The sequence below is a fragment of the [Lactobacillus] timonensis genome (assembly GCF_900240275.1).
Taxonomy (GTDB): domain Bacteria; phylum Bacillota; class Bacilli; order Lactobacillales; family Lactobacillaceae; genus Limosilactobacillus; species Limosilactobacillus timonensis.
This window is the reverse complement of record NZ_LT964761.1, coordinates 1526761-1540276: the sequence shown is the minus strand read 5'-3', so window position 1 is coordinate 1540276 and position 13516 is coordinate 1526761. Positions and strand designations below refer to the sequence as shown.

12 protein-coding genes are annotated in these 13516 nt (G+C 46.9%); 1 reads left to right on the top strand and 11 read right to left on the bottom strand.

The features are described 5' to 3' along the window. Nucleotides 1-7 precede the first annotated feature (7 nt). The 3 genes from C1710_RS07435 to C1710_RS07425 are packed head-to-tail and all read right to left on the bottom strand — an operon-like array spanning nt 8 to nt 4091. Nucleotides 8-970: a thymidylate synthase gene (locus C1710_RS07435; protein ID WP_102281506.1), complete on the bottom strand. Its 963-nt coding sequence runs from the start codon at nt 968-970 to the stop codon at nt 8-10. A 14-nt stretch (nt 971-984) separates the two neighbouring features. Next, complete coding sequence (locus C1710_RS07430) at nt 985-2880, bottom strand: ABC-F family ATP-binding cassette domain-containing protein (RefSeq protein ID WP_102281503.1); 1896 nt, start codon at nt 2878-2880, stop codon at nt 985-987. Continuing rightward, the gene (locus tag C1710_RS07425; RefSeq protein ID WP_102281817.1) at nt 2880-4091 is read right to left on the bottom strand and encodes a CCA tRNA nucleotidyltransferase; all 1212 of its coding nucleotides are present in this window, start codon (nt 4089-4091) and stop codon (nt 2880-2882) included. The genes C1710_RS07430 and C1710_RS07425 overlap by 1 nt, the downstream gene beginning before the upstream one ends. A 140-nt stretch (nt 4092-4231) precedes the next feature. Between C1710_RS07425 and C1710_RS07420 the strand changes: the two genes are divergently transcribed. After that, nucleotides 4232-5062, top strand: coding sequence for a phage integrase N-terminal SAM-like domain-containing protein (locus tag C1710_RS07420; RefSeq protein ID WP_102281500.1), 831 nt, complete (start codon nt 4232-4234; stop codon nt 5060-5062). A 46-nt stretch (nt 5063-5108) separates the two neighbouring features. Here the strand turns inward: C1710_RS07420 and C1710_RS07415 are convergent, their stop codons facing one another. The 8 genes from C1710_RS07415 to C1710_RS07380 all read right to left on the bottom strand — a co-directional run bounded on the left by C1710_RS07415 (nt 5109) and on the right by C1710_RS07380 (nt 13507). Then, nucleotides 5109-6365, bottom strand: a complete 1257-nt coding sequence (locus tag C1710_RS07415; protein WP_102281497.1) for a tetratricopeptide repeat protein — start codon at nt 6363-6365, stop codon at nt 5109-5111. 127 nt (nt 6366-6492) lie between these two features. Next, nucleotides 6493-6768 (bottom strand): HU family DNA-binding protein, encoded by a 276-nt coding sequence (locus C1710_RS07410; protein ID WP_102281494.1) that lies wholly within the window; start codon nt 6766-6768, stop codon nt 6493-6495. Nucleotides 6769-6966: 198 nt separating this feature from the next. Continuing rightward, the gene (der, locus tag C1710_RS07405; protein ID WP_102281491.1) at nt 6967-8280 is read right to left on the bottom strand and encodes a ribosome biogenesis GTPase Der; all 1314 of its coding nucleotides are present in this window, start codon (nt 8278-8280) and stop codon (nt 6967-6969) included. Nucleotides 8281-8404: 124 nt separating this feature from the next. Next, nucleotides 8405-9634, bottom strand: coding sequence for a 30S ribosomal protein S1 (gene rpsA / locus C1710_RS07400; protein ID WP_102281489.1), 1230 nt, complete (start codon nt 9632-9634; stop codon nt 8405-8407). An 82-nt stretch (nt 9635-9716) separates the two neighbouring features. After that, the gene (cmk, locus tag C1710_RS07395) at nt 9717-10391 is read right to left on the bottom strand and encodes a (d)CMP kinase (RefSeq protein WP_102281487.1); all 675 of its coding nucleotides are present in this window, start codon (nt 10389-10391) and stop codon (nt 9717-9719) included. Nucleotides 10392-10403: 12 nt separating this feature from the next. Next, nucleotides 10404-10946 carry an SAG1386/EF1546 family surface-associated protein gene (locus C1710_RS07390; protein ID WP_102281485.1) on the bottom strand — a complete coding sequence of 181 codons (543 nt, stop codon included), beginning with the start codon at nt 10944-10946 and terminating at the stop codon, nt 10404-10406. Between the two features lie 49 nt (nt 10947-10995). Further along, a complete protein-coding gene (locus C1710_RS07385) occupies nt 10996-12468 on the bottom strand; it encodes a RecQ family ATP-dependent DNA helicase (protein WP_102281482.1) in 1473 nt (490 codons plus the stop codon). Then, nucleotides 12461-13507 carry a helix-turn-helix domain-containing protein gene (locus C1710_RS07380; RefSeq protein WP_102281480.1) on the bottom strand — a complete coding sequence of 349 codons (1047 nt, stop codon included), beginning with the start codon at nt 13505-13507 and terminating at the stop codon, nt 12461-12463. Before C1710_RS07380 ends, C1710_RS07385 begins: the two co-directional genes overlap by 8 nt. Between the last annotated feature and the right edge of the window lie 9 nt (nt 13508-13516).

Sequence of the window (13516 nt, the reverse complement as noted above, 5' to 3'; positions counted from 1 at the left end):
CCCCAGGTTACACGGCTACCGGTGCTTTGATCGCCGGCTCGTGTGTATAATCAATCAGCTGGATATCTGACATTCCGTATTGATCAATGGCTTTCGGCTGATCAGGCAAAATTAGCTTTGGCGCGCGGTGCGGTGTCCGGGAGAGTTGAGTACGCACCTGCTCAAAGTGATTATTATAAATGTGCGCGTCTCCCAAAGTATGAATAAAGTCGCCAACCTGTAATCCGCACTGGTGGGCAATCAGGTGGGTCAGTAGCGCATAACTTGCGATATTAAAGGGAACCCCTAAGAAGATGTCTGCACTGCGCTGGTATAACTGACAACTTAACTTGTTATCGTTGACGTAGAATTGAAACATGGTGTGGCAAGGTGGCAAAGCCATCGTTGGAACGTCCTCAGGATTCCAAGCTGAAACGATCAACCGACGTGAGAATGGGTTCGTCTTAATTTGTTCAATAACGTTACCCAGCTGGTCAATAAAGTGACCATTACTAGTCTTCCAGTGGCGCCACTGCTTACCATAAATATTTCCCAGTTCGCCGTATTTCTTAGCAAATTGATCATCATCAAGAATTCGTTGACAAAACTCGTTTTTTTGCTGGCGATAAAGCTGGTTGAAATCTGGGTCCTTCAGTGACCGTCGACCAAAGTCTGTCATATCTGGACCGGTATATTCATCACTTTCTACCCACCGTTGAAAGGCCCATTCATCCCAAATGTGGTTATGATGTTCGAGGAGAAAACGAATATTGCTATCCCCCCTTAGAAACCATAACAGCTCACTTTTAATTAAGCCGAATGGTACTTTCTTGGTAGTTAGTAACGGAAATCCTTGTTGGAGGTTAAACCGCATTTGATAACCAAAAATCGACTTCGTACCAGTACCAGTCCGATCATCCTTTTGGTGGCCATGTTCTAACACCTCACGTGCCAGGTTAAGGTATTGTTGTTCATTATCATTAATAGTCACGGTATTTCCCCCCCCTAAATTTTGTCATCATCGACAAATTGGCTTAAGTACTCCCAACGTGCCATCTTTCTATCGTTTTCAGCATTGACCTCGTCAAGTTCTTTTTGCAACTCGGCCAGTTTCTCGTAGTTGTCGCCGTTGGCTGCCATCTCGTCATTAAGCTCACTGCTCCGCTGATCAAGCTTTTCAATAGCAGGCTCCAGACCGCGCCACTCCACCTGTTCTTTATAAGTCAGCTTATGTTTTGCTGCTTTGGTTGATTGCAGTTTGGCTTGTTTCTGTTTTGTTTTCTGCTGTGGCTTCCGCTGACGGCTCAGTTGGTCAGCTGCATTTTTCAGGTAATCAGTAAATAATCCAGTTGCCGGTTGGATTTGACCATTTCCTTGAAAAATCAGGAGCTGGTCCGCTACCTTATCCAAAAAGTAGCGGTCATGTGAAACCGTAATTACAGTCCCAGCAAAGTGATCAAGATAGTCTTCCAGGACAGTTAACGTACTGATATCAAGATCGTTAGTTGGTTCGTCTAGTAGTAGCACATTAGGCTGTTGCATCAGTATTTTGAGCAAATAAAGCCGCCGTTTTTCACCACCGGATAGTTTTCGAATGAGCGTTCCGTGCATAAACCGTGGAAACAAGAACCGTTCTAGCAACTGAGTAACACTAATCTTTTGCCCCTGGTCGTCATAAATCGTTTCAGCTACTTCGCTTAGGTAGTTAATCACCCGTTTATCTTCGTCAATTGGCTCGGTCTGTTGGGTGTAATAACCAATCTTAACAGTTTCACCAACCTTAAGGGTGCCACCGTCTAATGGCAACCGGCCTGCTAAAACGTTCAGCAGGCTACTTTTTCCGGCCCCATTATTACCACTGATACCCAAACGCTCGCCAGCTTCAATCAGTAAGTTAAAGTGCTGGAAAATGTTGTGCGAACCAACCTTCAGACTAGCATCCTTCAATTCCAAAACATCGTGGCCCAAGCGAGTCGATCCCAGACCAATATCGAGCTTATCCTCCGTTCGTAAGGTTCCTACCGTTTGGGAAAGTTCATGGAATCGATTGATCCGCCCCTTCTGCTTAGTAGAACGGGCTTTGGCTCCCTTCTTCATCCAGGCCAATTCGTGTTTATACAGTTGCTGACGCTTATGCTCCGCGGTCGTTTCCCGCTCCTCGCGTGCCGCTTTTTCTGCCACGTAGTCCTGGTAATTACCGTCATATTTGTAAAGCTTGCCAAAGGACAGTTCCCAAATCTGGTTAGCCACCTGGTCCAAGAAGTAACGGTCATGGGTAACAATCATGACAGCCCCCCGGTACTTGGCAAGGTAGTCTTGCAGCCAAACGATGGAGTCAATGTCCAACTGATTGGTCGGTTCGTCAAGCAATAATAGGTCCGGTTGCTGAATAAGAACCTGGGCGAGTCCCACTCGTTTTTGCTGGCCACCTGACATTTCACCAATTTTGACCCCCATGTCCTTGATTTTCAGCTGAGTCAAAACAGTTTCCACCCGACTCTGAACTTCCCAGGCATCTTGCTGGTCCATCTGCCGTTGGAGGACTGCCAAGCGGTCATTTTCTTCCGTGGTCCCACTAAAGTTGCCGACCAAGTTCTCGTATTGGCGAATTAAACGAAAGAGTGGTTGGCCCCCAGCTAAAACCGCGTCAATAATTCTTTTCTCAGGATCCAGTGGTGGCTGCTGCTCAAGGTAGCCAATCGTGTAGTCATGTGGATGGTCGATATTACCTTCTTCTGCACTAGTATGGCCACTAATAACGTTAAGCAACGATGTCTTGCCACTACCGTTCACCCCGATGAGGCCAATTCGGTCGTGTTCTTTGATCAGAAAAGAGATATGGTCAAAGAGTGTTTTTTCTCCATAAGTACTCGTCAGGTCATCAGCACGAAGCATCTGCATTATAATTCCTCTTTCCGCTGGCGAATTGCCATTATAATTTTTTCTGGACGGTTTTCCACCTGCTGGTTAACTACCGCTTTTTCAACCCATTTCAATGTTTTACCGAGGTCTGGCCCAGGAGTCATCAGCCCTTTTTTAATCAGGTCGCCGCCAGTTATTGCCAATTCTTTACTATTTTTAATGGGCAACTGTTGATAATGATCAAGTAGTTCCTGTACCGGGAGATCCCAGCCGAAGACAGCGGCAATTTGGTTAGCGTTGATTACCCCATCACGACCACACCGATAGAGAATCTCAGCTGAAACCGACCTTGCTTTAATGGCAGAGACAGCCGGCAAGCAGGTTTGAACACTCTCAATTAGCTGGTTCGACAGTTTCCATTGTTTTAGGAAAGTCCGGCTCGAATGACTATTAAGTCCCAGTGCAACTGCCAACGTTCCCCAGGCTTGAGTGGCATTGCTTAATTGCCAATTCCTCATCAGTGTCAATTGAGTGAGGGCAGTCTTGGCATTGGATAAGCCGGGACAGTAACGGTAAAGTTCAGTTTGCACCATCGCAACTAAACCTGCAGGCGGGTTTTGACCAAGGAGCAGTTTTTCCATTTCTACCTGGATACGTTCAACAGCAATTTTACTGAGTAATTGAGCATTGTCAGCAATTCCATGCAGGGTCATCGCGTCAATATCAAAATCGAGTTTGCTGGCAAAACGGACTGCCCGCATCATTCGTAAAGCGTCTTCGTGAAAACGTTGGTCTGCCTTGCCAACGGCACGAATAACGTGTTTTTTTAGATCAGTTAACCCGTTGAACAAGTCAATTACCTCACCATTTTCGCGTAAGGCAAGAGCGTTGATCGTAAAGTCGCGTCGTTTGAGGTCATCTGCAAGTGAACGGACAAAGGTTACCTTGTCTGGTCGTCGAAAATCCTGGTACCCACTCTCGGTTCGAAAAGTCGTAATTTCATAACCAGTTCCGTGATCTAAGACCATCACTGTTCCGTGCTGAATTCCAGTATCGACCGTTCGTTTAAAAAGCGACTTGATTTCGCTTGGATAGGCACTTGTCGCGATATCGATATCATGAATATGGTCCCCAAGAATCGTGTCACGAACACAGCCACCCACAAAGTAAGCTTGATAGCCTGCATTTTCAATTCGCTGTAAGACTGGCCGGGCCGGTTCAAAAATCGCGGGTAATTGTTTGATTACCATAGTCGATCCCATTTTTACGCCCCTCTCATTAATTGTCGGTTCCATTTTAGCAAAAGCCGGCGTTGATTGTTAGTGTTGAAGGGTTTGTTATTTTGTGCTAAGTTAAGGTAAATAATTACTTTTTATAAAAGAGGTTAACCATGTCTTCCTATCCCGCTAAACAAGGATTCACTACGTTCCTTACCAACCAGGGGCTCGCCGCTTCGACTATCGATTCTTATGGTCAGACAATCCACCAGCTGCTGACTTTTTTGTCCGCTAATCGTCCAGAAGCCCTGACCGATTCGCTTAACTCTGTCTCCACTACTGACCTGCGAGCCTACCTTAACTATCTTCGAGAACAGCGAAAAATCACTTTAAACTCCCACAATAAAACACTTGCCCAGTTAAACCGTTACTTCACTTACCTGTTTGAAAACCATTTAATCGATCACTACCCAACGCTCCCCCTCCATGGCAAGGCAGTCAAACCTACTAACAAGCTTCGCAACCGTGAATGGCTCAATAAATTACCGCGAATTCTCGCTGACCAGCAAGTCAGCTTCTATACTAGGCTGACATTATTGCTGCTCGCTCATGGTTTTACCGTCGGTGAGTTTCTCCAACCTGGATTCGTCAAATCATGTCGCCAATTAACACCGGTCGTTAGTGGGGAAAAACAATTTTGGACTTCCTTTGCCGCTTTTCACCAGCCGTTGGTTGACAAACAGCAATGTGATGACCTGTTTTTGAAACAGCGGGCTGACCTAGCTAACCCACGTCTTTCTAATTCTGCCCTTCACAAGTACCTTCACAGTGACGAACGGTACTTAGGAATGGACTTATCACCGACCAAACTACACCAGGACTACCTCCTTAACAAACTAAGGACACTTGAAGGACAACCAAACAGTGTCATTATGAGAAAACTAAATCTTACTCCTGCTTCCCTCCTCTACTATCAGCGTTTACTAGTAAATCAGCAGGAATAAAGAAAGGCAGCCTCCGTTATTATCCGAAGGCTGCTTTTTATTGTTATCAGTTCAATTCATCAAAGAGTTCCGCCATTTCACTGTCGGTTGGTTCTAATTGCAAGTAACGCTGCAAGACACTCTTAAGAGTGGTCAAGTCACCGGCAGCCCTTGCCCACTGGGCATAATCATGAAGAAATTGCGAGTCGTCTTTTAACAGCGGAGCTGCTGCTTGAAAATAAGGAGCAGCAGCCTTTAATTTGTCCAGCCCATAATAAGACCGCGCCATATTCCATTCTACCTGCGGGTCAACTTCTTCGGCATTAACTAATGGTTTAAGCAGTTCCAAGTTCGGCTGATACTGCCCCGCTTGCAACAAGTAATTACTGTAAGCCAGCGCAACGGTAACGTTATCTGGAGCTAACTGGTGAGCTTGTGCAAAGTAACTTTCTGCTAACTTTCTATTGCCGAGCCGGCTAGCCAGTTGTCCAGCATGGACAAAAAGCTGCTCATTGTACTCATCCATTCCTAACCCTTCCTGAAGGGTTTTCAGCGCCTGGTCTAATTTATGTTCCTGCTGGTAAACCGTCGCTAGTTGCTCGTATGCACTCGTATACTGTGGGTCGTCTTCAATCAATTGGCGGAGTGTTTTGCCCGCCTGTTCAAACTGCTTTAAGTGTAATTGAGTCATCCCAGTTTGAAAACGCAAGTCGCTAGTCATTGCTGTAGGTGCGACCTGTTTAAAATAACCGAGCGCCTGCTCGTAATGACCACGCTGTGCATAGCACATTGCCAGTCTACCAGCTAGGTCAACTGCAGAAAAGTTTGTTATACCGAGTTGAATCAGGGCGAAATAAAAGGGAATTGCCCGTTCAAAATTACCAACGAGGTAATAATATTCAGCACAGGCGAACAGGACAGCCGGCTCTTGTGGAGCTTGCTGATATGCCTCCAGGAGCTTGCTCTCACAGACTTCCACTTCACCCTCTGTTTGGTATAGGTCCGCCGCCACTAACAAGGCTTGAACGTAAGCTGGTGATGATGGCTTCACCTGGTTCAAATATTGCAGCGCTTGGTCGTTATCTCCATCATCGATCGCTATCTCAGCCAGTGCAGTCTTCAACTGATCTTCATCCGGGTACCGCTTCAGTAATAAGCGATAAAGTTCCCCGGCTTTGTCCGTCAAGCCAAGCGCCGTTAATTCGCCAGCAAGGTTAAAGAGCGTTTCGTCATCGTCGCTTTCTAAAGCCTTGGCCAACAGCTGGTAGGCTTTCTTCAAATGGCCATCATCAATTTCTTTGAGCACTTGTGCGGAATATGTCACTGTCAGAACCCCTTTCATTAATCCAGCAGTATTTTACCAAAAATATGGTTAAAGCCCAATGAAAGGCTCTCATCAAATAAAAAAGTGATGGTCCTAGTGACCATCACTTCAGTAATGTCGACGTTAATTACTTAACGGCGTCCTTCAAAGCCTTGCCCGGTTTGAATGCCGGAACCTTGCTTGCAGGAATCTGGATTTCTTTACCAGTCTGTGGGTTGCGGCCCTTACGAGCTGCACGGTGACGTACTTCAAAGTTACCGAAACCGATAAGTTGAACCTTTTCACCCTTAGCCAGTGATGCCTGGATTGAACTAAATACTGCATCAACAGCAGCAGTAGCGTCCTTCTTAGTCAGACCAGTTGCAGTTGCAACGTTGTTCACCAGTTCTGCCTTGTTTGCCATTACTTTCACCTCCCACATCTGCCGTATTTATTCACGGCTGTGCTCAGTTAATTTTGAGTGGTCCAAAATTAACGAAACAATAACGAAAAGTCGTATCATTTCATGATTTAGATTATCATAGTAAAACGCTGTTCGCAAGCGGTTTAGGCGGCTTTTTCGTCCTTTTTATCAATATTTTGGACAACGGTCCGTCACTTTTTACTGTCGATGGCGTTTAATGATCTTAATTGGTGTCCCCGTGAAGTCAAAGGCATCGCGAATCTTATTTTCTAGGTAGCGAAGATAAGAAAAATGCATTAGTTCCGGATCATTAACAAAAACAACAAACGTTGGCGGGGCAACTGCTACCTGAGTCATATAGTAAACGCGCAGACGACGCCCGTTAACTGTCGGTGTCGGGTTAGCAGCCAACGCATCGACGAGAACATCATTCAGCGTCGACGACTGCACACGACGGTTATGATGTTGATAAACCGTTGCCACCAACTCTGGCAGCTTGTTTAACCGTTGCTTCGTTTTAGCAGAAACGAAAATGATTGGCGCATACGATAAGTACTGAAATTCCTGACGGATAAGGTTAGTGAAATCAATCATCGTCTCCTGCTTATGGCCCTTCAAGAGGTCCCACTTATTAACGACAATGATTACACCTTTGCCCGCCTCATGAGCGTAGCCGGCAATATGCTTATCTAGCTCACGAATCCCCTCATCAGCGTTCAGGACTACCAAGACAACGTCCGAATCGTCAATCGCTCGCATCGCCCGCATAAGGGCATAGCGTTCGGTGTTCTCATACAGCTTGCCCTTCTTCTTCATGCCGGCGGTGTCAATCATTGTAAACTCGTGACCCTGATCATCTGTAAAATGCGTATTGACCGCATCACGAGTCGTTCCGGCAACACCACTGACGATGACCCGGTTTTCTCCCAGAATCGCGTTAACTAATGATGATTTCCCAACATTTGGGCGTCCAATTAAACTCAAGTGGATTGAACGATCATGAGCCTGTTGTTTATCTTCTGGCAAGTCATCGACAACGGCGTCCAATAAGTCCCCAATACCAACACCGTGAACACTCGATACCGGGTATGGTTCACCAAGGCCTAGTGAATAAAAATCATAGGCATCGTTACGCCGGGCGATATTATCGGCCTTGTTAACCGCTAACACGACCGGCTTATCCGAACGGTAAAGAATCTTCGCCACCTGCTCATCAGCAGCGGTGACGCCAGTATCAATGTCCGTCACCATAATAATCACATCAGCTTCATCAATCGCAATTTCGGCTTGCTGGCGAATCTGCGTTAAAATCGGCTGATCAGAAATTTCAATCCCGCCGGTATCAATAAGTGAAAACTCCTTACCAAGCCATTCGGCATGAGCGTAAATCCGGTCACGAGTTACACCAGGAGTATCTTCAACAATCGAAATACGTTCACCGGCAATCCGGTTAAAGAGGGTCGATTTACCAACATTTGGGCGGCCAACAACCGCAACAACTGGAGCTGCCATCCTGATTCTCCTTTCTATAATGAAAAACCCAGCACAATAAAGGGGTGCGGCAACAATTGTCCACCGCACCCCTCTTTAAAATTTAATTAAATACGCAAAACGGTCAATCCGTGATGGCACTTAATTACTTGCCAGCCTTCTTCAGTTCATCACCGATCAGGTCACCAAGCGTAAAGCCGTTTTCTTCTTCAGGAGCATCTGCAGCAAAACTGCGACGACGAGGACGACGGTTGCCACCACGACGGTGGTTGCCGTTATCTTCAGCACCAGCAGGCTTTTCTTGCAGAGCCTTGATTGAAAGGCCTAAGCGTTGACGTTCAGGGTCAACGTTCAATACCTTAACCTTGACTTCTTCACCTGGAGTCAGCACATCAGCTGGAGTAGCAATGTGCTTATGTGAAATCTGTGAAATGTGAACCAAACCTTCAACGCCTGGGAAAACTTCAACAAATGCACCAAAGCTAGTCAGGCGCTTAACAGTCCCCGTCAAAACAGAGTCAACTGGTGCCTTTTCCTCGATGTTGTCCCATGGACCAGGCAGGGTCTGCTTAATAGACAGTGAGATCCGTTCACGTTCTGGGTCGACATTCAGAACCTTAACCTTAACCTTTTGACCGCTCTTCAGAACATCTGAAGGCTTGTCAACGTGTTCGTAGGCAATTTCAGAAACGTGGCACAGACCGTCAACACCACCGAGGTCAATGAATGCACCGAAGTTAGTCATCCGGGCAACAGTACCTTCGACAACGTCACCTGGTGCTAATTCAGCAAAAATCTTCTTGGCAGCTTCTTCGTGTTGAGCCTTGACAATTTCACGGTGTGAAAGAATCAGACGGTTGTCACTCGGTTCAATTTCGATGATCTTGAATTCAAGTTCTTGACCCTTGAATTGGTTCAGATCTTCAACATAGTGATCAGTGATCATTGAGGCCGGAACAAAGCCGCGAACGCCAGCGTTAACAACCAGACCGCCCTTGACAGCCTGGGTAACCTTGGCAGTAATTGTTTCACCAGCATCAAACTTAGCCTGCAGTTCATCCCAAACCTTGCGAGCTTCTAAGCGCCGGTGTGACAACAGGTAAGAACCGTTTTCCTTGTCGCTACCGATCTTAGCGATAACAACCAGGTCCAGTTCGTCACCCTTCTTCACTGCTTCGTTGACGTCTTCGACTGGCTTTGAGGACAGTTCCTTTGCCGGAACAACACCTTCAACACCGGCATCTTCAATGCCCACAATTACCTGACGATCATCGTCAATCTGCAGTACTTTACCCTTAACAACATCACCAATCTTGATTTGCTTGATGCTGTCAAGCGCTTTAAGCATTGCGTCTTTGTTTTCGTTTTCAGCCATTAATAAAAATCCTCCTTGCAACACAACTCTGATAGATATTCTAACAGAAAAAGCTGGTCATGACTACAATTTAACTAAATTGTTACCTGCTTTTTTCGATAATCGATAAAATGCGTGAAACAACCTCATCGATACTCAATGAAGTTGTATCTAACTCAACCGCGTCATCAGCCTTGCGCAGTGGTGATACTTTCCGGCTCGAATCTTTTTGATCACGAAGCTTAATCGCTGCTTCAATGTCCGCTAACGACTGACTGTCCAGGCCCTTGGCAACATTTTCCTTATAGCGGCGAACAGCACGTTCATGAGCCGACGCCACTAGGAAAATTTTAACTTGCGCATTTGGCAAAACGGTTGTCCCAATATCGCGGCCATCCATTATAATTCCACCACGAGACGCAATTGCTCGCTGCTGGTCAGTCATGGCCTGACGAACAGCCGGGATGGCAGCGACAGTTGAAACGTTGCTGCTGACTGCCGCTTCCCTGATAGGCTTAGTCACTTCTACGTCATCAACAAAAACACGCTGGTCTGGCGTTCCGGGTTGAAAACTGATCTTAATTTGCGAAGCCAGTTTAGCAACAGCCTGCTGATCAGCCAGGTCTACTTGGCGGTCCAGTGCGGCCCACGTTACCGACCGGTACATCGCACCGGTATCACAGTACACTAAACCCAGCTTACTGGCGATAATCTTGGCAACCGTACTTTTGCCCGACGATGCCGGTCCATCAATGGCTACTTGAATTTGCTTGTTCAATCTTAATTCTCCTTACTTCACACGTAAACGCTGACCTGGATGAAGCTGAGCGTTTGGTGAGATATTATTCAAACGTGCCAATTCATCCACGGTCAACCCGTTGTTCACGGCAACCCGGTAGATACCCTGACCCTGTTCCACCGTTGTATACTTGGCACCAGCCGTTGAATGACTGCTGCTTGCTGATTCCTCGCTATTCAACTCACTAGAAGTACTACTGGATTTAGCAGTGGATTGCTTGCGATGACGTTTGCTTTCCTTGTGGCTAGATGACTGTTTTCGCTTACTCGCCGTGTGGCTGCTTTTCGCCGTTTTCTCGGTCCGCACCGGATGATTAAACGACTGCTGGTGGTTCATCCAGTAAAGAACTGGTGCTGCCGCCAAGACAATAATGACAATTACCAAAATGGTTGTCACCATCGTGTTATGAGAATTACGCTTGCGATATTCTGTCCGTGACAAGTGACCATCGCTACCGATATTTGGATCCTGAGTAAAGGTCTTGTCCCATAGCTTTTCATCTTGCTGGTGCTGATCTTCGCGTTTCTCGCTCATAAGCACCCTCCTCATTTCAAAATACTCTTAAAAATTGTATCGCAACTAATTAGTGACTGTCCAGACCACTAGCAGATTTAGCGACAAAATTAAATAACAAGGATAACTGCTGTCGCCAGTCATTAACTGGCTGTTGTGATGATTTCTCCTCATTAATCGAGGGTAAGTGAACATGCTGATCCCAATCAGGTTCGTCAAAACTACAGCACCAGGTAGGCTTTCGTGTTAGTCGTTCGCCAAAGTGTTCACTAATTATTTGACGGCGACAAGCATTTGCTGTTGCGTAGTCCTTCATCGCGGCTACTTGTTTTTTTGCCAGTCGCCAGCGCTGCTCAAACAACTGACGGATTTGCGTAGGCTGCCAGCCATGGTCGAGGTAAAAAGCCAATAGTTCACCTGACTCCCCTAATTCATCAGTTTTGATTTGGTGGTGTTGGTAGTCCAGCATCAGTTCGTTTGATGGCAGTTCAACCCGACTCAGGGCCAATGGCAACTGCTCGTCTCCCGGCGCATAAAGGAGCACTGCTAGTGCTTGTTGGCCATTGCGGCCTGCCCGGCCAATTTCCTGAACGTAGGCTTCCAAGCTTTTCGGGAGGTGGTAGTGGATAACATATCTGACGTCATCCTTATCAATCCCCATCCCAAAAGCACTAGTCGCGCAAATCACCTGCAACTGGTTGGTCATAAACTGTTGCTGAATCCGGTAGCGCTCGACAGAATCAATCCCCGCATGATAAGGTGCAGCGATTATCCCTGCTTCCCGGGCAAGCCATTCCGCCAGCTGGGTTGCCAGCTTTCGACTAGAAAAATAAATAATTCCGCCATCACCATAACGAGTCACTAACCGCTTCAGTTCCAGACGCTTTTCATGGTCATTAGCGACTTGTTTGACAGCCAGCATAATGTTGGGCCGGTCAACACTTTGCCGGATCACACGCACATCCCCTCCCCGAAAGCCAAGGCGGCTAATAATATCTTTTGCCATGCGTGGGGTTGCCGTCGCGGTAAGCATAAGGGTTAACGGGTTAGCTAAGTTTGCCAGCGTCTGCTTTAACAGTAAGTAATGGGGACGAAAATCAGGGCCCCATTCCGCAACGCAGTGGGCCTCATCAATTACCACGAGACCTAGCTGGCAACGCCGCAAAGCAGCTTCAATCCGCGGACTGGTTACCATTTCTGGTGACAAAAAGAGGTAATGGTATTCCGCTAAGTGGTCAAGCACTTCCTGGCGAGCACGTAAGTCAACCAGTGAGCTAATCACCGCCACCCGTTTCTCACCGTCCAATCGCAGTCGGTTAAGCTGGTCTTGCATCAGCGAGAGTAACGGTGAAATGACCAATACTAACCCCGGTTTGACCTTACTGATAAACTGGTAAATCAACGTTTTGCCGGAGCCAGTGGGCAAAATGGCCAGTGCGTGGTGGTTGCCCAGCAGAGTCTGAATCGTTTTCAGCTGACCTGGGCGAAAATAGTCAAAACCAAATTCTGATTTCAACAGGTGTTTGAGTTGTTTTTCATCCATCAATATGCTGACTCCTCACAATTTGATAAAGACGAAATGCAAAAAAAGATTCAGCAGGATCTTCATTATCTTTAGAAACCCAGTGCCATTGGTCAACCGGCCCCGTATAGCGCCTCCTAAATTCTCGCCAACGCTGTTGACCAATCAACTGTCGTGCATCGAGCACTCCAGGCAGTTGAATAGCCGCTGACAATAAGTGCTCGCGAATCGTGGTGACCTTTAAATGACGGCGTTCGCTAATCTGCTGGATATGCATCCCGCCTAAGTAAGCAGTTAATGTTTGCTCTGCACTGGCACTTAACGGCGATCGACGTAGTAGTGGTTTAATGAGGATAGTCAGCAACCAGTCATTGTGGGCATTCAGCTGGTTGGCAATTGCCAGCCAAACATCGTGCTTCATCAACGAAAGACTATCAGCACTAACTTGAAGACTCCGCTGAAGCTGTTGGTCGTACATTCCAGTCGTTTGCCAGCCAACTAGTTGTGACACAAATAACTGTGGCCAGCGTGAATCAGTCTTTGCTAAAGACTCTCCTAACTGGTAGCATTCCTCACCAACGGTAGACACTATCGACTCCCGGTAAGTGTAAAACCACTGTTTGACGGCTGCCATTTCTGCGGTTGACACGTCTAGTGGTAAATAACGGTGGCTATGGTGGGCGAACTCACTGGCAACTTGAATCGCCAGCAGCAGCCGCTGGGCGAGCCGGTTTGTGTTGACTAACCAGGACAAGTGGCCACATTGCGGTAAATAATGGTCTCGGCGATACTCAGCAGCCAGCTGTTGACCAGTTGGTGTCAGTGTCACCGTTTTTGCTTGCTGATCAAGTACCACAATCCCCGCTTTTGCCCATGTTGTTAACTGATTATCAAATTGGGCGCGCGCAAGCTGTCGCTGATAACCGAACCACCCCTGAATCTGGTACTGTTGAGCCCAAAAAAGGGTGGCAACCGTTTGCCGCCCTTTCAAGGTACCCTCAATCACCCGGTAACGCCGGGGTCGGGGGCTGATTAAGTTAATTAAGTAATTTCCCTGCAATTTTACTTT